Source organism: Nocardia sp. PLKS1-43, assembly GCF_059510335.1.
This window is the reverse complement of record NZ_JCAJZQ010000005.1, coordinates 410,657-427,718: the sequence shown is the minus strand read 5'-3', so window position 1 is coordinate 427,718 and position 17,062 is coordinate 410,657. Positions and strand designations below refer to the sequence as shown.

The following is a 17,062-nucleotide window of genomic DNA, read 5'->3' as shown; positions in this document are numbered from 1 at the left end:
GCGCGGCCGAGGCAGTCGCCGGGCACCCGCGCATTCTCGATACCCAGCGGCACCCGGAACCGATGTGCGGGGACATGGCCTGCGCCGCGTCTGCGACGAGTACGGTCCGATCAGCGGCCCAGCGGGAAAATGGCTGGTACCACGGCAACCCGGCTGTGCAGGACCGAGTCTTCCGGGCCAGGACGGCGTCGCGCAGCGCGAACGGCCATGTCCCGTCGTACAGGTTCGGGCCCGCCGATCCGGTGCCGTCCACGATGCGCTGGCGGGTCTGTCATCCCGCTGCGTCGAGAGATCTGCGTCGACGGCCGGGCCGAGGGGGCATCCTCCCGAACATCGTCACACACGACCAACACGTCTTCGTGGCCGACGCCCGGACCGATCCGCTCTTCCGATCGGTGACCGAAGTCGTTGCCTCCGAAGGCTTCCACAGCTGGCTGGGCATGCCGGTGTGCAACGGCGACACTGCACGCGGCAACCCTCTGCCTGTACTGGGACAACATCATCACCTACCGGGAAGACCCGGTCCCGTGGGCCGGGCAGTGGGCCGACGCCCTCGGCAAGCACCTTCCGCGCTACTCGTCCGAGTCGTCGGCTGCCTCATCGGCACAGGTCTGAGATACCCCTGCCGCCGCGCAGCCATGTGGCGCACGGGCGGCGTTTCGATCTGCATATGCTCCGCCGCACCCGGGCAGCGCCCGGCTTCGGTGCATATCCGGGTCGGCGCAGGGGCGGGCCATGGCCGGCGTTGCTTGTGCTCGGTAATGTGAACGCGGGTTCCGCTGGTTCGATGTGACGTCATCCAACTCCGATGTCGGTGGCGCTGTGTATTCCTGAGAATGACCTCGGTGCAAGCTGTTTGGCGGACGCGATTGACCGCGTCGGGTTCGCTCGGCACACTGGAGTAAACCGGAATGGTGATTCTCATATCGTGTCGATTGGAGGGCCGGGATGACGGTCCGAGAAGAGTTCGAAGTGCGCCCGTCCGATGTGGCGGGCCGGGTGGCGGAGCTTAAGGCGCGGGCGCGCCGGCTCCGGCGGGAGCTACCGGAGAGTGCGGCCGTGGCCGACGCCGAGAATGTCGATTCGGCCGAGAGTATGCGGCGGATCTGGGAGGCGGGACTGTACGAGTTCCATCTGCCTCGGCGGTACGGCGGCATCACCGACGGCAATCCGGCGGTGCTGACGGAGGATTTCCTCGAGATCGTGGTGGATCTGTGTGCGGGCGACTCGGCCGCGGGGATGAACTACACCGTGCAGACGCTGGTGACCACCGAGATCTTCGGAACCGACAACGGTCTGCCCGAATCCACGAAGGCCGAGCTGGCCGGCCTGATCGCGCGGGACGGGGTTCGGTTGGTCGCCTCGAACGCCGAAACCGGTTCCGCGCGACCGGTTCTCGGTCGCGTGGTGCCGGGCGGGATCCGGATCGACGGGGTGAAGTCCTTCAACACCAACAGCGGTGCGGGCGGCTGGGCGAACGTCGGGCTGCGGATGTCGCCGGACGACCACCCGATGAGTTACCACGCGCTGGTTCCGCTGGACAGCCCGGGCGTGACGTGCGTTCACGAGTGGGACATGATGGGCCAGCGCGGAACGCACAGCCAGACAATCGAATACAACGATGTGTTCGTGCCCGACGGCTATCACTTCCCGCGCCCGGGCATGTCGGGTGCGGCGTTGTCGGCGCTGTTCCTCGAGCATTCCGCGATCATGCTCGGGCCCGGCTACGGCGCGTTGGACGCGGCGCTGGATTACGTCAGGAAGCTGGACCGATCGACCCTGCCGGGTGAATTCGACTCCGCCACAAAGGATCCCCTGGTGCGTCGGCGGATCGGGGAGTACGTGGCGACCCTGGGCGCCGCGCGGGCCTATCTGCTCCGCACCGCGCGACGGGTGTCCGAGGAGCAGGACGACCCGGAGCTGACCATCGAGTCGTTCGCGGTCAAGGTCGCGTGCGTGAAGGCCGCGCTCGAGGTCACCTCGGGCATCTTCGATCTCACCGGAGCCCGGAGCGCGTCGAACCGCTATCGCTTCGACCGCTTCTGGCGCAATGCCCGGACGTTCTCCCTGCACGACCCGACCGATGCCAAGGAGGTCTGGGTCGGTGACTACCACCTGACCGGGGCCGAGCCGCCGATGGTCGCGCGCTTGCGGGTGTAGCGCCCGGGTAGCCTCCATGCCATGAGCGCCGAGGGAACAGGTGCCGCGGGTCCGCGTCCCCCGCAGCAGGAGCGGAGCCGGGAGGCACTGCGCAAGGTGCTGAACGCCGCCGAGGACATCCTGCGGACCGACGGCCCCGACGCGTTCACCATGGCGGGGGTCGCGGAGCGGGCCGGTGTGTCGATCGGTGCGGTGTATCGGAGGTTCACCGGCCGGGAAGAACTGCTCAACGCGGTGAAGGACCGGTTGACCGAGAATATGGCGCAGGAGTTGTCTGCGGCGCTGGACGACGCGGACGCCGGACTCGAAGGGGTCGTGGACGCCTTCGTCGGGGCGATCGTGCGCGGGGTGTCCGCGGGCACCGATGTGTTCCCGTATCTGCTGAGCGGTAAGGGCGGTGAGTCGAAGGAGGAGCGGACCGGGCGCGCGGTGGCCGTCATGCAACGCCTGTTCCTCGACGCCGCTGGCCCCTACGTGGCGCAGGTGCGGCGTGCCGACCCCGTGACGGCGTTGACCATGGTCTTCCGCATCGTGCTCGGCGGATGCATCCACCGCATGCTGACGGTGCAGGCCGTCCCGGACGGCATCTCCTGGCCGCGCTGGACCGAGGAGACATCCGATATGGCCATCGCGTATCTGACCACGCCCGCTCGCGCTCGCGGGTGACGCCCGAGCCGATATCTGCTGTGAGCAGAATCGGCACGTGCGGCGGGCAGGGTGCTCGTAGGCTCGGATCATGGCCCAGCATCCGCGACTTCATGCGATCCCCGGCGGACGTGACCAACGATCCGGGCCGGATTCGGCTCGCCCGGAACCTGTTCGAGAACCCGTGCGGCACACCGGCGAGCCGCTGTGGCGGGAGGCGCTGGGGCGAAGGCTTCGGACCCTGCGCACCGAACAGGGCGAGACGCTCGTCGAAACCGCTGGGCGCGCCGGGGTTTCGCCGCAATACCTGTCCGAGGTGGAGCGCGGGCGCAAGGACCCTTCCAGCGAGATGATCGCCGCGCTGGCCGGAGCCCTCGGCACCACGCTGATCGGCCTCACCGAACTGGTCGTGCGTGACCTGCATCAGCAGCGCCGCACCGCATTCGCCACGGGAGCGCCGCGCCGCACCTCGGGGCCGACGATGTACGCCCTGGCCGCTTAACTGGCGACTGCCACGTCACTCCGGACAACCGTGCTCGATACAGTCCACACCGCGCAGATGCAGGCGCGAATTCCCGCGTCGCCGTGGGTGTGTGCCGCGACCCCGATTCCGGCCTGGTACGCCTCGTGCGGCCGTGGGTGTTCCCGGGAGGTGCGCCGACCGCTCGACCGAAGCCTGCTGGGCTATTTCCATTGCGGCCTTGGAGATTTTCTCGCCGGCGGCACGAACGACTCCAGCGAGGCCACGGTGCAGTCGTTACCGGGCAGCGGTTCTGAGCCGGCCTCGGCGACGCTCTCGGACGGCTCCAGCGCAGACCTGTCCGGCGCTGGGGCGAAGCTCGTCGGCGGCAACCGATTTCGAGTCTCATTGCGAGGTCGAAACCGGTTGCCGCCCCCGGGGAAACGGTCAGCCGATCGGGTCGAGGATGTGGTCGATCAGGCCGTAGTCGACGGCGGACCGGGCGGTGAAGACCCGGTCGCGGTCGGTGTCGTGCCGCAGGGTCTCGATCTCCTGACCGGTGTGCCGGGACAGGACGGATTCGATCTCCGCGCGCATCCGGACCAGCTCGTCGGCCTGCAGGATCAGGTCCGGTATGGCGCCCTGGCCCCGGGTGGCGGGCTGATGCAGGACGACGCGGCCGTGCGGCAGCATCGAGCGGCGGCCCGCGGTACCGCCCGCGAGCAGGACCGCGCCCACCGCGATGGCCTGGCCGACGCAGGTCGTTACGACCGGGGAGCGGATGTACTGCATGGTGTCGTAGACCGCGAGCATGGCGGGCAGATCGCCGCCCTCGCAGTTGATGTAGAGGTTGATGTCCTGTCCCGGACTGTCCGCGTCCAGGTGGAGCAGTTGCGCGATGAGAGCGTTGGCGACGCCCGCATCGATCGGAGTGCCCAGGTAGACGATCCGCTCGGTGAGCAGATGCGAGTAGACGTCCATGATCCGCTCGCCGTGCGGATGCTGGGCGATGACGTTCGGAATCGTGTAGCTGGTCATGAGTGCACCTCGGTGGTCGTGGTCCGGTCGGTCATGCGTTGATCCCCACCCGCGGCCGTTTCGGGACGACCTGGTCGAAGGAATCGACGATGTGGTCGATGAAGCCGTAATCGCGGGCCTGCTCGGCGGTGAACCAGCGGTCGTGCAGCGAATCCTCGTAGATCCGGTCGAACGGCTGGCCGGTGTCCTCGGCGATGATGCCGAGCACCGTGTTCACCGTGTGACGCAGATCGTCGGCCTGCACCTCGACCTCACCGGCGGTGCCGCCGATGCCGGAGGAGCCCTGGTGCATCAGGATCCGAGCGTGCGGCAGGGCGAACCGCCGCCCCGGACTGCCCGCCGAGAGCAGGAATTGGCCTGCGCTGCAAGCCAAACCGAGCGCCAGCGTGGACACCTCGCACGGGATGAGCCGCATGGTGTCGCGGATCGCGAGCATGGAGGGAACCGAGCCGCCGGGGGAGTGGATCCACAGCGAGACCGCACCATCGGGATCCTCCGCGGCCAAGGTGAGCAGCTGCGTCATCAGCACGGTGCCGTTGTCGTCGTCCAGCGGTCCGTCCAGTACCAGAATGCGGCGGCCGAACAGCTGTTCGCGCATCCGCCAACCGAACATCGGGGTTTTGTCGTCCTGAGCCATGCCTCCACAGTGCCGGGCGAACGGCGCGAAATCGCCGCGCGCTGCCCAGAGCGGATCTGCTCACAGCAGCGGGAAGATCGGTGCGCGAAAGAAGTTGGCCAGCAACAGGCGAAGCAGCGTCCGGGTGCGGGCCGACCCCCTGCCCCAGTAGTGGCAGGGGGTCGGTGATGCCGCGTGCGAATCACTCAGCGAGCGTCGAAAGCCCTTGCGCGCAAGGAACGTTCGATCCCGGCCTTACCCTCCACGACCAGGCGGCGCAGGGCCGGTGGGTGGTCGTCGGCGAGGAACTTGTCCGCCACGGCGACGGCCTCGTCGGTGATCGCCCAGTGCGGGTAGAGGCCGACCACGACGGTCTGGGCGACCTCGCTCGAGCGCCGCTCCCAGACCGCTGGGATCTCGGCGAAGTAGCGCGCGACGTAGGGGGCGAGCAGTTCGTCCTGACCGGCCGGTGCGAAGCCGCTCACGATCGCGCGGGTGGTGATGTTCGGCAACGTATCGTCGGTCAGCACCGAATCCCAGGCGCGTTCCTTGACCCCGGCCTGCGGACGCGCGGTCGCCGCGGCCGCGGCCTGCCGCCGGCCCGCGGCGGTCGGGTCGCGATCCAATTCGGCGTCGATGACCGGAGTGTCGTCGCCGTCGGCGTCGATGACCCCGGATGCGGCCAGCGCCTGCACGATTCGCCAGCGCAGGTCGGTGTCGACCACCAGGCCGGGCAGTCCGGCGCTCGCGGGATCGCCGGACAGCAGCGCGTTCAGCACCTCGGTGTGCGCAGGCGACAATCGCGCCGCGGTCAGTGCGTTGACGAAGGCGAGCTGGTGATCGGATCCGGCTTCGGCGGCGCGCGCCAGTTCCAGCAGCCGATCGGCGAATTCCGGCCAGCCGGTGCCCGCGGCCCATTCCGGATCGGCATAGCTGCTCAGCGCGGTGTTCGCCTGCATCAGAAGACGTTGCACCACACCGATTTCCGACTCCGCGCCGACGCCGCGGCGAATCAGCGCGACGAAATCGCGGGCCCGCATCTCGGCCTGCCGGGTCATCTCCCACGCCGCCGACCAGCACAGGGTGCGCGGGAGCGATTCGGCGATATCGGCGATGCGGGTGGTGACGGTTTCCAGCGACTCCGGGTCCAGCCGCACCGAGCAGTAGGTGAGATCGTCGTCGTTGATCAGCACCAGCTTGCCGCGCTCCACGCCGATCAGCTCGGGCACCTCGGTGCGCGCGGCGGCGTCCACGTCCAGCTCGATGCGCTTGGTGCGCACCAGCTTGCGGTGCCGGATGGAGGCGTCCGCGGGGCGCTGCGTGGTAACGCCGGCTGCCTCCTCCGCGCCCGTCGCTCCCGCCTCGTCCTGATCGTCGTAGACGCCGATGGCCAGACGATGCACCCGGTGCTCTCCCGCACCGGGCGCGGCCCCCTCCTGCACCACCGCGAACGAGGTGAACTTACCGTCGGCCACCTCGAATTCCGGGCGCAGGATGTTCAGGCCGGTGGTCTTGAGCCACTGCGCACCCCAGCTGGAAAGGTCACGGCCCGAGGACTTTTCGAGGGCGCCCACCAGATCGTCGAAGGTGGCGTTGCCGTAGGCGTGGTCGGCGAAGTACTCGCGCAGACCGGCCAGGAACGGCTCGCGGCCCACATAGGCGACCAGCTGCTTGAGCACCGAAGCGCCCTTGGCGTAGGTGATTCCGTCGAAGTTGACCTCGACCGCGGCCAGATCCGGGATGTCCGCGGCGATCGGATGGGTGGAGGGCAGTTGATCCTGGCGGTACGCCCAGGACTTCTCCACATTCGCGAATGTGGTCCAGGCGCCGGTGTATTCGGTCGCCGAGGTCTGGGCTAGCACCGAGGCGAAGGTCGCGAAGGACTCGTTCAGCCACAGATCGTCCCACCACTTCATGGTGACCAGGTCGCCGAACCACATGTGCGCCATCTCGTGCAGCACGGTCTCGCAGCGGCGCTCGTAGGAGGCGCGAGTCACCTTGGAGCGGAACACGTAATCCTCGAGGAAGGTGACCGCGCCCGCGTTCTCCATTGCGCCGGCGTTGAATTCGGGGACGAACAGCTGGTCGTACTTGCCGAACGCATACGGCACACCGAAATTGGCGTGGTAGAAGCCGAAACCCTGTTTGGTCTCGGTGAACAGCCGCTCGGCGTCCATGTGCTCGGCCAGCGAGGCGCGGCAGTAGATGCCCAGCGGAATGCTGCCGTGGTCGTCGGTGTAGGTGTCGGTCCACTTCGCGTACGGGCCGGCGATCAGCGCCACCAGGTAGGTGCTCATCTTCGGGGTGGTGGCGAAGGTGTGCCGCACCGCCTCGCCGGTCCGCTCGGTACCGGTGACCGCGCCGTTGGAGATGACCTCCCAGTCCCGCGGCGCGGTGACGGTGATGTCGTAGGTGGCCTTGAGGTCGGGCTGGTCGAAGCAGGCGAACATCCGCTTGGCATCGGCGGTCTCGAACTGCGAGTAGAGATAGACCTTGTCGTCGGTGGGGTCGACGAACCGATGCAGACCCTCGCCGGTGTGCGAATATTCCGCGTCGGCCTCGACGACGAGTTCGTTGCGCTCGGCCAGCCCGGTCAGCGTGATCCCCGCGGATTCGTCGTACTCGCCGATCTCGACCGGCACGCCGTTGAGCACCGCGGACCGCACTCCGGCCCCGACGAAGTCGACGAATGTCTCCGCCCCGGGCCGCGCGGTGAACGTGATCGTGGACCGGGAGAAGAACGTCTCGACCGCGGCGCTCGCCTCGGCCCCGGCGGCGGCGGTTTGCGTCACCGCGGCGGACTCGCGAGTGCCGCCATCCGGCGCAGCTTCGGACGCGGACGGTCGGCCAGTCAGGTCGAGTTCGACGCGGTAGTTCTCCACGCTGATCGTCGCGGCCCGTGCGATCGCCTGCTCACGGGTGAGGTTCGGTGCGGACAAGGAGACTCCTTCGCTGGTCGGAGAACTGTGCCGGGCAGACTGCCCATCCGGTCCATGGGTGGGCGGCGCTGTCGGCTCGGTGCGTCGTGCCGTTCGCCTCCCGTGGCGCGATCGGGATCGCCTGTCGTGCACGGGTGTGAACGCAACGTTGCCCAGAATGCCACGTCGCGGGGCGGCGGGGGCGGGTACGTGCCCGCGACCGGCGGAGTGTGCCTCGGTAGGCTGAGCGCGTCCGCGCCGCTCGGGCCCGAGCGCGCAGGTCGGCAATCGGGTGTATCACCGGCGCGCATACGAGGAGGACAGTTGAAGCACATCCACGCGGGTAAGGTGCGCGATCTGTACGAGGACGGCGATTCGCTGATCCTGGTCGCGTCGGACCGGGTCTCGGTCTACGACGTGGTGCTGCCGACGCCGATCCCGGACAAGGGTGCGCTGCTGACCCAGCTGTCGAACTGGTGGTTCGAGCACCTGACCGGCATCCCCAACCACGTGCTGTCCACGACGGATGTGCCGGCGGAATTCGCCGGTCGCGCGGTCCGGGTGAAGTCGCTGAAAATGGTGCAGGTGGAATGTATCGCCCGCGGCTATCTGTCGGGCTCGGGCCTGAAGGAGTACCAGGCCACCGGCTCGGTCTCGGGAATCGCGCTGCCGCCGGGGCTGCGCGAGGGCGACCGGCTGCCCGAGCCGATCTTCACCCCGACCACCAAGGCCTCGGTAGGGCACGACGAGGCGATCACGTTCGACGACGTCGTCGCCCAGGAGGGCCGCGAGGTGGCCGAGCGCCTGCGCGATCTGACCCTGGAGATCTACACGCGCGGCGCGGCGCACGCCGCCGAACGCGGTGTGATCATCGCCGATACGAAGGTCGAATTCGGCTGGGACGCAGACGTTCTCACGCTCGGTGATGAGGTCCTCACCTCGGATTCCTCCCGCTACTGGCCCGCCGACCGGTGGCAGCCCGGCCACGCCCAGCCCTCCTTCGACAAGCAATTCGTCCGCGACTGGGCCACCTCGACGGGCTGGAACAAGGAGTACCCGGGTCCGGAGATCCCGCACGACATCGTCGCTGCCACCCGGCAGAAGTATCAGGAAGCGTACGAGCTGATCACCGGAAAGCCGTGGGCCGCGCCGCGCGCCTGATCGTTCGTCAGCGGTCGAGTTCGATCTATGGGCCGGCGAGTTCGACCGGAGTGCCGAGCGGTTTCGTAACGGTGGTTCGATAACCGGTCTCGGTCGGCGCGGTGTTCAACGTCCACACCGCACGCTCCGGGTCGACTATCAAGTACTCGGGAACCCCGGCCGCCGCGTAGATGCGTGCTTTATCCACGCAATCGGTTTCCCGGCTGTTTTGCGAGACGACTTCCACGAAGGCCAGCGCATTGGAGGCATGCAGTTCGGAGCTCTCGTGGAGAATGCCGAAGTCGGGTGCTTCGGCGTGCTCGCCGGTTCCGGGAATCTTGACACCGGAGGTGGTTGCTCTCGGCTCCCGCGTTTGCTCGGAAACGTTCGGCTACATGCGATTTCACAATATTCGGTGACGTCGTTCGGCGTCCGGCTGGGAGCACCCGGCGACCGGCTATTGGTCGGCGACTCTCGGTGTGCGACCGCTCATGGTTACCGCCGCAGTCGTGCGGCGCGCAGGAGCAGGTAGTCGCGTTCGGGGACGCTGGCCGTGCGGTGGGCCGCGGCGGTGTAGCGGGCGATTGCCGCGGGCCGGTCGTCGGCCATCTCGTGCAGGTGGGCGCGTACGGCGTCGAGGCGGTGATTGCCGGACAGCGCTGCGGCGACCGTGTCGGTGAGGGCCAGGGCCGCCGCGGGGCCGTGCACCATGGCAGTGGCCACCGCTCGGTTCAGGGTGATCATGGGGTTGGCGGTGCGGGCTTCCAATCTGGTGTACAGCAACAGGATTCGGGGCCAGTCGGTGTCTTCGGCACGGCGGGCCTGGGCGTGCAGGGCCGCGATCGCGGCTTGCAGGCGGTAGGGGCCGTCGAGGCCGGCGGCGATGGCGTCGGTGGCCAGGCGGATGCCCTCGGCGAGTTGGGCGCGGTTCCAGCGGGTCCGATCCTGTTCGGGTAGCGGGATGAGTTCGCCGCTCGGGCCGGTGCGGGCCGCGCGGCGGGCGTCGGTGAGCAGCATCAGCGCCAGCAGGGCGGTGACCTCGGAATCCTCCGGCAGCAGCCGATGGGCTGTCCGGGTCAGCCGGATCGCCTCGGCGGCCAGGTCGGCGCGGTGCACCGCCTGGCCGGTGGAGGCGGTGTGGCCCTCGGTGAACATCAGATACAGCACGTGCAGAACCGACTCGCGCCGGTCGGCCCATGCGGCGGTCTCGGTTCGCTCGGACAGCGCGAAGGGGCGTTCCAACGTCCCCAGACGTTTCTTGGCACGTGAAATACGTTGCGCCATCGTGGCTTCCGGGATCAGGAAGGCATGTGCGATCTCCTCGGTGGTGAGCCCGCCGACCGCGCGCAGAGTCAGTGCGATCGCACTCGCCGGTGACAGCGCGGGGTGGCAGCACAGCAGCAACAGGGTGATGGTGTCCTCGCGGGCGGGCTCGATATCGTTGTGCGGCCGGACCTCTCGTGTCGCGGCGGTGACTTCCCGGTTGCGCCGGGCGATGTCGGCCCGGACCGCGTCGACCATCCGCCGCTGCGCGACCTGGATCAGCCAGGCCCGCGGATTGTCCGGCAGTCCGGTCTCGGGCCACTGCGTCGCGGCCGCCAGCATCGCCTCCTGCACCGCGTCCTCGGCGGCGTCGAAGTCCCCGAACCGCCGGGCCAGCACCCCGAGCACGGTCGGAGCCACCTCCCGCAGGAGATAGGCGACTTCCATGTTTCGCCGATCTGTCACGGCGCGACCCGAACTCACGAGTCGGTGGCCGGAGCGTCCATGACCTGGCGGACCTCGATCCGCTCGCCGATGGGTTTTCCGCCCGGGCCGGGAGCGGCCGAGGCCTGGGCCGCGATCTCCACGGCGCGGTCGGGAGTGTCCACATCGACGATCCAGTACCCGGCCAGGAACTCCTTGGTCTCGGGGAAGGGACCGTCGGTCACCACCGGCGCCGAGCGGCCGTCCGAGCTGACCACCCGCGCCTGATCCGGGTAGGCCAAGCCCTGCGCGTCGACGAGTTCGCCGGAGTCACGCAACTGCTCGCCCAGCATCCGCTGGAACTCGATATGCGCGGCGATCTCCTCGGGCGTCCACTCGGTGAGCGGCGTGTCGCAGTATTCGGCGGGCGAATAGGTCTTCAGCAGCATGTATTTCACGGTCGGCTCCTCGTATCTCCTCGGACGTCGCTCCGCTTCGGCAGGCGCACGGTTCGCAGCGGGCCGCGAATGTGTTGGCTGTCTCCGCTTCGCTTCGGATGTCTGCTGAGAGGTCGGAGTCGAGGGCGAAGATTCATCGCATCTCGATAGTGACTTGCGTCACAGTGCGTCGGAGGTGTCGGCGAGATGCCGGCGATCGACCGGCCGACCTGACTGGATGAGTTCCTTGATCCGGTCGGTGACATCCCAGACGTTGACATTCATCCCGGCCAGCAACCGGTCGCCGGAGTCCAGCCAGAAGGCGACGAATTCACGAATGGAAATATCGCCGCGCACCACGACGGTGGTCTCCTGGTCCGGGCCGACGTAGCCGGTGTACTCCATACCCAGGTCGTACTGATCGGTGAAGAAGTACGGAATGCGGTCGTAGACCGCCGGGATGCCGAGCATGGTCTGCGCCGCCACGGTGGGCTGATTCAGCGCGGTTGCCCAGTGCTCCACCCGGATTCGCCGGCCCAGCGCCGGATGTTGCTGGTCGGCGATGTCACCGACGGCGACGATATTCGGATCGCTGGTGGCCAGCGACTCGTCGACCAGAACCCCGCCCTCGACGGCGAGCCCGGCATCGGTGGCCAGATCGGTGTTGGGCCGCGCGCCGACGGCGACGAGTACCGCGTCGGCCTCGATGACGCTGTCGTCGTCGAGCCGGACTCCGGCGGCGCGCCCCCGATCGGTGATGATCTCCGCGACCCGGACGCCGCAGCGCAGATCCACCCCGTGCGCGCGATGCAGCTCGGCGAAGACCTGCCCCATCTGCGGCCCGAGCGCGGCGCGCAGCGGGACGGATTCGGTCTCCAACATCGTCACTTCGACGTTCGCCGCGCGGGCGGCCGCGGTGACCTCCAGGCCGATCCAGCCCGCGCCGATCACCGCCAGCCGCCGGATCGAGCCGAACAGCGCGATCAGCGCATCGGAATCCTCGATGGTCCGCAGGTGGTGAACGCCCTCGGCGTCGGCGCCGGGCAGCGGCAGCCGACGCGGGCGCGAGCCGGTCGCCAGGGCGAGTTTGTCGTAGGGGAGGGTCGAACCATCCGGTAGCGCAACGGTTTTCGTCGTGCGATCGATTCCGGCCACGGTGGTGCCCAGCATCACCTCGACGTCGTGCTCGCGATACCACTGGGCGGGCTGCACGGTGAAATCGGGCAGTGCCTGCTTGCCCAGCAGATGTTCCTTGGACAGCGGCGGACGCTCGTACGGAAGATGGTTCTCCGCGGAGATCAACGTCAGCGCACCGGCGAAATCGCCCGAGCGCAAATTCTCGGCGATCTTGGCTGCGGCGAGCCCGCCGCCGACGATGACGAACCTGGAATCTGTGCTCATGGAACCCTCCGTGCGACGGTGACCAGGTCGTGTCCGACCCTACTGCCAGGCACCGACACGGTCGGGAAATATCCGGAACTTTCCGTGGTTGATCAGAATTGACGGTGGTGGTGCACCACCGCCCCGAACTTTCGAGACGACTGCGACGTGAGCGATGCGACAACCGGCGCCAAGGACCGGGTGGACTTCTGGTTCGATCCGCTGTGCCCCTGGTGCTGGATCACCTCCCGCTGGATTCTGGAGGTCGAGAAGGTCCGCGATATCGAGGCTCGTTTCCACGTGATGAGCCTGGCGGTGCTCAACGAGGGACGTGAGGGTCTGCCCGAGCGGTATGTGGAGCTGATGAAGTCCGCCTGGGGACCGGTGCGGGTGGCCATCGCCGCCGCGCAGAAGCACGGTGACGAGGTACTCGCCCCGCTGTACACCGCGATGGGCACCCGCATCCACAACCGCAAGGACGAGTACGAACGCGAGGACCGCGCCGAGACCTTCGCCGTGGTGATCGCGGAGTCCCTCGCCGAGGTGGGCCTGCCCGCGGAACTGGCCGAGGCCGCCACCAGCACCGAGTATGATGAGGCGCTGCGCGAGAGCCACCACGCCGGGATGGACAAGGTCGGCCCCGACGTGGGCACCCCCACCATCCACATCAACGACGTGGCCTTCTTCGGCCCGGTGATCTCCCGCATCCCGCGCGGCGAGGAGGCCGGGAAGGTGTGGGACGGCGCGGTGGCGCTGGCCTCCTACCCGCACTTCTTCGAACTCAAGCGGACCCGCACCGAGGGGCCGGTCTTCGACTGAAAAGCCTTGGGGCGCATCGCAATGCGGTGCGCCCCGTGCTGTCGCGACCGACCGCGGGGCGGAACCCGGTGCGGGAGCGGCGGTTCGATCGGCGGCGGGTTCCGCGCGGTCAGCGCACGTTGCTCGGAATCTCGGCGTGCTGCCCGGGCGGCAGGTAGCCGGGAAGATGAGACCCGTTGTGCTGCACCGGGTTCGGTGCGCTGGGTCGCAGGAACAGTTTCCCGTGCCTGCTGCGGTCGCGCAGTGCCCAGATGCGCCAGGTCAGCACCGGGTGCGAGGACATCGCATTGGCCACCCAGATGAACAAGCCCTTCTCCTGCGGGGCCCGGTCGGCCATCTCGTTGATGTCGACCAGCGCGTTCAGATACTTTCCGGCGGCCAGCACGCGCATCGCGCCGGGTGCGCCCATGTGCCGGTTGCAGTAGCCGTGATTGTCCGCGGTGTACTCCTGGGTGCGGATCAGCGCGTTGCCGAGGATCGGCAGGAACGGCACCAGGAACATGCCGAGATTGCGCCAGTACGAGGTGTGCCCGGCGGCGATGTGGCCGACCTCGTGGCCGATGATGAACGCGAGCGCGTCCGGGTCGCGGGCCCGCCCGCCGACCTCGAACATATCGCTGTACACACAGACGTAGCGGCGGAAGCCGTGGCCGGAGGCGAAGGCGTTGATCTGGCCGTTGCCCAGCACCACATAGGCCTCGGGCGGGGTGGGCATGCCGTAGCGCGCCGCCGCCTCGGCCACCATTCGGTAGCCCTCCGGGAACTGGGTCCGCGACATCTTCACCGCGTTGACGCGCTGCATCGCGTAATTCGCGCCGCGGCCGAACCACAGCAGGATCGGCGCTGCCAGCAATGCCAGCGTGTAGTAGTTGATCACGCCGAGCAGCACCAGAACCGAGGTCACCAGATAGGACAGCACGGTCACCGCGATCACGATGATCAACATCGGGATCTCCCAGCTGTGCCGGGCGGGCATACCGTACGGCGACAGTCCCCGGGCGTGCTGCACCAGCGGCGGCTGCGGTGGTGTGTAGGGCGTCTGCGGTGACCAGCCGGGCGGGCCCAGCCGCGGATCCCACCCCGACATGCCGGTGACCGGGTTCCAGCCCGGTGATTGCTGCGGTGTCGAGGGCGGCGGGTGGTGCTCGGGCTGCATGCCGTGAACTCTATAGAAATTTCGCCGTCGGCCCCGCGTCGGAGCGATGCGCGGGGCCTGACACAATCGCTGCCATGCGCGTATACCTGGGTGCCGACCATGCCGGCTTCGAGCTGAAGAACCACATCAAAGATCACCTGAAGCAGGCCGGCCACGAAGTGGTCGACTGCGGCGCACACGAATACGACGCCGCCGACGACTACCCGGCGTTCTGCATCGATGCCGCCCGCCGCGTGGTCGCCGACGAGGGCAGCCTCGGCATCGTGCTGGGCGGTAGCGGAAACGGCGAGCAGATCGCCGCGAACAAGGTGCCGGGCGCGCGCTGCGCACTGGCCTGGAGTGTGGAGACCGCGCAGCTTGCCCGTCAGCACAACAACGCTCAGCTGATGGGCATCGGCGGCCGGATGCACCCGCTGCCCGAGGCGCTGGCCATCGTCGACGCCTTCCTGGCCACTCCGTGGTCGGACGAGCCGCGGCACCAGCGGCGCATCGATATCATCTCCGAATACGAGAAGACCGGTAAGGCGCCGGAGATTTCAGCGGCCGGCTGACCCCGCCACCAGGAATCGCTCGCACCCCGTCCACGGAACTCCTCACGGAGCCCGGCGGGGTGCGGTCGTTCGTGGCGCGTGCGCGGTCGGTCTCGGTGAACGATGAGGTGAGGACGGGTCATGCCGGAGGGGCATACGCTGCATCGGCTGGCGAAACTGCATCATCAGCGGTTCGCCGGGGGAATGGTGCGGGTATCCAGTCCGCAGGGCCGGTTCGCCGAGGGGGCCGCGCTGGTGGACGGCCGGGTGCTGGTACGTGCCGAGGCATGGGGGAAACACCTTCTGCACCACTACGATTCGGGCCTGGTGGTACACGTGCACCTGGGGTTGTACGGGACCTTCTCCGAATTCGCCGGGGCACTGGGCGATCCGGTGGGGCAGGTGCGGATGCGGATGGCCGGAGCCGGTCGCGCCGGTGCGCAGCTGTACGGCACCGATCTGCGCGGGCCGACCGCCTGCGAGGTGCTGCACGAGCCGGAGGTCGCCGCGCTCACCGCTCGACTGGGCCCGGATCCGTTGCGCCGCAACGCCGATCCCGCCCTGGCCTGGGAGCGCATCCGCCGTTCGGCACGCCCGCTGGGCGCGTTGCTGATGGATCAGAAGGTGCTGGCCGGAGTCGGCAACGTCTACCGCGCGGAATTGCTGTTCCGGCACGGGATTTCACCGCATCGGCCCGGCCGCGAGCTGAGCTCGGCCGAATGGGATCGGCTCTGGGAGGATCTGGTCGAGTTGATGCGGGTCGGGGTGCGGCGCGGCAAGATCGTCGTCGTGCGCCGCGAACACGACCACGGCGCACCGTCGTACGCCGAGGGAAAACCGCGTACTTATGTCTACCGCCGGGCCGGGGATCCCTGCCGCCTGTGCCATTCGACCGTCCTGCACTCGGTGCTGGACGGCCGGAATCTGTTCTGGTGCCCGGCCTGCCAGCCCGGCTGACGATTCACCGGGGCATCGCCGGCGATCAATTCGCTCAGTACGGAGCCCGGCTGGTCAGGGCGAGGTCGCGGCCGCGATCGCTGATCTGCCAGCAGCCCTTGTAGGGGATGGCGACGATCAGGCCGCGAGCCTGTAAGCGCGCGAGTGCGTTTCGAGTGCTCCATCCGGTGAGCTGTGCTTGGCGCTGGATCTGCACCTCGGACAACAGCCCGCCGGGACGCAGGATGCTCAGCACCACCGACTGTGCTGCCTGGCCGAACTTCATGGCTTCTCCTCGAAATGCTCGAATTCCGAAAGGTATAGGCAGAGCCCTGAATTCGCTGGAATCGCGGGGGGTTACACTGACCAGGATAAATATCGACATCACATGCTGTCAACAGCGTGTGATGTCAACATCTGCCCGGTGAAATGTTGTGAGAGGACACACATGCAGACCGCCCCCGAGGAGCCCAAGGGCGAGCCACGGCGCTGGCGGGGACGTGAGCCCGCCGACCGCACCGCCACCCGCCGCAGGCAGCTGCTCGACGCCGGGCTGGAACTGATGGGGACCATCGGGGCGGCGGAGATGTCCATGCGGGCGGTATGCCGTGCCGCTGGGCTGACCGAGCGATACTTCTACGAGAGCTTCGCGAATCTCGGTGCGCTGCAACTGGATATCCTCGACGAGGTGGTCCTCGGCGCCCGGGATCGCCTGCTCGCCGCGCTGGCCGACGCGCCGCCCCAGCCGGAGCGGGTCTTCGCGCACGTGGTGTCGCGCTTCACCGACTACATGGACGAGGATCCGCGGCGCGGGCGGATCATGTTCGTGGAATCCCAGGCGACTCAGGCGCTGGCTGAACGCGGCAATCAGCTCATCGTCGAATTCACCGAGCCGATCGCGCTGAGTCTGGCCGGCGGCCAGAAGCGGAAGAATCCGCCGGACGAGATCGATATCCGGCTCAATGCGCACGCCATCTTCGGCGCGCTGGCGTTTCTGTACCGGCCCTGGCTGGACGGTGCGCTGGACGTCTCACGGGACAGGTTCGACCGGCACGCGACGAGCGCGATCACCGAACTCGCGCGGGCGCGGTCCTCCTCCCCGGGACCGGCCGCCGCGAAGTAGCCGATGCACGGCGGCCGC

The 17,062-nt window shown here is 68.2% G+C and carries 17 protein-coding genes and 1 pseudogene; 9 read left to right on the top strand and 9 right to left on the bottom strand.

The genetic code is table 11. The annotated features are described in order from the left end of the window. Positions 1–62: 62 nt before the first annotated feature. The 4 genes from AC5WS7_RS21330 to AC5WS7_RS21315 all read left to right on the top strand — a co-directional run bounded on the left by AC5WS7_RS21330 (position 63) and on the right by AC5WS7_RS21315 (position 3,307). Positions 63–767 carry a GAF domain-containing protein gene (locus AC5WS7_RS21330; RefSeq protein ID WP_495956299.1) on the top strand — a complete coding sequence of 235 codons (705 nt, stop codon included), beginning with the start codon at positions 63–65 and terminating at the stop codon, positions 765–767. Between the two features lie 181 nt (positions 768–948). Next, the gene (locus AC5WS7_RS21325; protein ID WP_495956298.1) at positions 949–2,160 is read left to right on the top strand and encodes an acyl-CoA dehydrogenase family protein; all 1,212 of its coding nucleotides are present in this window, start codon (positions 949–951) and stop codon (positions 2,158–2,160) included. Between the two features lie 21 nt (positions 2,161–2,181). Then, positions 2,182–2,826 carry a TetR/AcrR family transcriptional regulator gene (locus AC5WS7_RS21320; protein ID WP_495956297.1) on the top strand — a complete coding sequence of 215 codons (645 nt, stop codon included), beginning with the start codon at positions 2,182–2,184 and terminating at the stop codon, positions 2,824–2,826. A gap of 70 nt (positions 2,827–2,896) precedes the next feature. Next, the gene (locus AC5WS7_RS21315; RefSeq protein ID WP_495956296.1) at positions 2,897–3,307 is read left to right on the top strand and encodes a helix-turn-helix domain-containing protein; all 411 of its coding nucleotides are present in this window, start codon (positions 2,897–2,899) and stop codon (positions 3,305–3,307) included. Positions 3,308–3,712: 405 nt separating this feature from the next. Here AC5WS7_RS21315 and AC5WS7_RS21310 read toward each other — a convergent pair whose 3' ends face one another. The 3 genes from AC5WS7_RS21310 to pepN form a co-directional block, all read right to left on the bottom strand. Then, positions 3,713–4,303 carry a ClpP family protease gene (locus AC5WS7_RS21310; RefSeq protein ID WP_495956295.1) on the bottom strand — a complete coding sequence of 197 codons (591 nt, stop codon included), beginning with the start codon at positions 4,301–4,303 and terminating at the stop codon, positions 3,713–3,715. Between the two features lie 31 nt (positions 4,304–4,334). Beyond that, the gene (locus tag AC5WS7_RS21305; RefSeq protein ID WP_495956294.1) at positions 4,335–4,940 is read right to left on the bottom strand and encodes a ClpP family protease; all 606 of its coding nucleotides are present in this window, start codon (positions 4,938–4,940) and stop codon (positions 4,335–4,337) included. A gap of 185 nt (positions 4,941–5,125) precedes the next feature. Beyond that, on the bottom strand, positions 5,126–7,858 hold the full coding sequence (gene pepN, locus AC5WS7_RS21300) for an aminopeptidase N (protein WP_495956293.1): 2,733 nt from the start codon (positions 7,856–7,858) through the stop codon (positions 5,126–5,128). A gap of 303 nt (positions 7,859–8,161) precedes the next feature. On the opposite strand from pepN, the gene AC5WS7_RS21295 reads away from it, so the two are divergent. Further along, positions 8,162–8,998, top strand: coding sequence for a phosphoribosylaminoimidazolesuccinocarboxamide synthase (locus tag AC5WS7_RS21295; RefSeq protein ID WP_495956292.1), 837 nt, complete (start codon positions 8,162–8,164; stop codon positions 8,996–8,998). A 25-nt stretch (positions 8,999–9,023) separates the two neighbouring features. On the opposite strand, the pseudogene AC5WS7_RS21290 reads toward AC5WS7_RS21295, so the two are convergent. From AC5WS7_RS21290 to AC5WS7_RS21275, 4 genes and pseudogenes are all read right to left on the bottom strand, one after another. After that, positions 9,024–9,317, bottom strand: a pseudogene (locus AC5WS7_RS21290) (Uma2 family endonuclease); the annotation flags it as partial. 155 nt (positions 9,318–9,472) lie between these two features. Beyond that, positions 9,473–10,687: an RNA polymerase sigma factor gene (locus tag AC5WS7_RS21285; protein ID WP_495956449.1), complete on the bottom strand. Its 1,215-nt coding sequence runs from the start codon at positions 10,685–10,687 to the stop codon at positions 9,473–9,475. Positions 10,688–10,719: 32 nt separating this feature from the next. Further along, positions 10,720–11,121 (bottom strand): YciI family protein, encoded by a 402-nt coding sequence (locus AC5WS7_RS21280; protein WP_495956291.1) that lies wholly within the window; start codon positions 11,119–11,121, stop codon positions 10,720–10,722. A 159-nt stretch (positions 11,122–11,280) separates the two neighbouring features. Then, the gene (locus AC5WS7_RS21275; RefSeq protein ID WP_495956290.1) at positions 11,281–12,501 is read right to left on the bottom strand and encodes an NAD(P)/FAD-dependent oxidoreductase; all 1,221 of its coding nucleotides are present in this window, start codon (positions 12,499–12,501) and stop codon (positions 11,281–11,283) included. Between the two features lie 147 nt (positions 12,502–12,648). Here AC5WS7_RS21275 and AC5WS7_RS21270 point away from each other — a divergent pair, with 147 nt between their 5' ends. Next, on the top strand, positions 12,649–13,299 hold the full coding sequence (locus AC5WS7_RS21270; RefSeq protein ID WP_495956289.1) for a mycothiol-dependent nitroreductase Rv2466c family protein: 651 nt from the start codon (positions 12,649–12,651) through the stop codon (positions 13,297–13,299). A 109-nt stretch (positions 13,300–13,408) separates the two neighbouring features. Here the strand turns inward: AC5WS7_RS21270 and AC5WS7_RS21265 are convergent, their stop codons facing one another. Continuing rightward, a complete protein-coding gene (locus AC5WS7_RS21265) occupies positions 13,409–14,455 on the bottom strand; it encodes a M48 family metallopeptidase (RefSeq protein ID WP_495956288.1) in 1,047 nt (348 codons plus the stop codon). 74 nt (positions 14,456–14,529) lie between these two features. Here AC5WS7_RS21265 and AC5WS7_RS21260 point away from each other — a divergent pair, with 74 nt between their 5' ends. Further along, positions 14,530–15,006, top strand: coding sequence for a ribose-5-phosphate isomerase (locus AC5WS7_RS21260; protein ID WP_495956287.1), 477 nt, complete (start codon positions 14,530–14,532; stop codon positions 15,004–15,006). Positions 15,007–15,126: 120 nt separating this feature from the next. Next, entirely contained in the window at positions 15,127–15,942 is an 816-nt protein-coding gene (locus AC5WS7_RS21255; RefSeq protein ID WP_495956286.1) for an Fpg/Nei family DNA glycosylase, read from the top strand. Between the two features lie 34 nt (positions 15,943–15,976). Here AC5WS7_RS21255 and AC5WS7_RS21250 read toward each other — a convergent pair whose 3' ends face one another. Next, positions 15,977–16,207, bottom strand: a complete 231-nt coding sequence (locus tag AC5WS7_RS21250; protein WP_495956285.1) for a helix-turn-helix domain-containing protein — start codon at positions 16,205–16,207, stop codon at positions 15,977–15,979. Between the two features lie 162 nt (positions 16,208–16,369). On the opposite strand from AC5WS7_RS21250, the gene AC5WS7_RS21245 reads away from it, so the two are divergent. After that, positions 16,370–17,044: a TetR/AcrR family transcriptional regulator gene (locus AC5WS7_RS21245; protein WP_495956284.1), complete on the top strand. Its 675-nt coding sequence runs from the start codon at positions 16,370–16,372 to the stop codon at positions 17,042–17,044. Positions 17,045–17,062 lie beyond the last annotated feature (18 nt).

Coding starts and splice junctions, on each gene's coding strand:
- AC5WS7_RS21305 (WP_495956294.1), bottom strand. CDS start 4,940: ATGGCTCAGGACGACAAAACCCCGATGTTCGGTTGGCGGATGCGCGAA.
- AC5WS7_RS21245 (WP_495956284.1), top strand. CDS start 16,370: ATGCAGACCGCCCCCGAGGAGCCCAAGGGCGAGCCACGGCGCTGGCGG.
- AC5WS7_RS21260 (WP_495956287.1), top strand. CDS start 14,530: ATGCGCGTATACCTGGGTGCCGACCATGCCGGCTTCGAGCTGAAGAAC.
- AC5WS7_RS21265 (WP_495956288.1), bottom strand. CDS start 14,455: ATGCAGCCCGAGCACCACCCGCCGCCCTCGACACCGCAGCAATCACCG.
- AC5WS7_RS21330 (WP_495956299.1), top strand. CDS start 63: ATGTGCGGGGACATGGCCTGCGCCGCGTCTGCGACGAGTACGGTCCGA.
- AC5WS7_RS21250 (WP_495956285.1), bottom strand. CDS start 16,207: ATGAAGTTCGGCCAGGCAGCACAGTCGGTGGTGCTGAGCATCCTGCGT.
- AC5WS7_RS21320 (WP_495956297.1), top strand. CDS start 2,182: ATGAGCGCCGAGGGAACAGGTGCCGCGGGTCCGCGTCCCCCGCAGCAG.
- AC5WS7_RS21315 (WP_495956296.1), top strand. CDS start 2,897: ATGGCCCAGCATCCGCGACTTCATGCGATCCCCGGCGGACGTGACCAA.
- AC5WS7_RS21275 (WP_495956290.1), bottom strand. CDS start 12,501: ATGAGCACAGATTCCAGGTTCGTCATCGTCGGCGGCGGGCTCGCCGCA.
- AC5WS7_RS21285 (WP_495956449.1), bottom strand. CDS start 10,687: ATGGAAGTCGCCTATCTCCTGCGGGAGGTGGCTCCGACCGTGCTCGGG.
- AC5WS7_RS21255 (WP_495956286.1), top strand. CDS start 15,127: ATGCCGGAGGGGCATACGCTGCATCGGCTGGCGAAACTGCATCATCAG.
- AC5WS7_RS21325 (WP_495956298.1), top strand. CDS start 949: ATGACGGTCCGAGAAGAGTTCGAAGTGCGCCCGTCCGATGTGGCGGGC.
- AC5WS7_RS21310 (WP_495956295.1), bottom strand. CDS start 4,303: ATGACCAGCTACACGATTCCGAACGTCATCGCCCAGCATCCGCACGGC.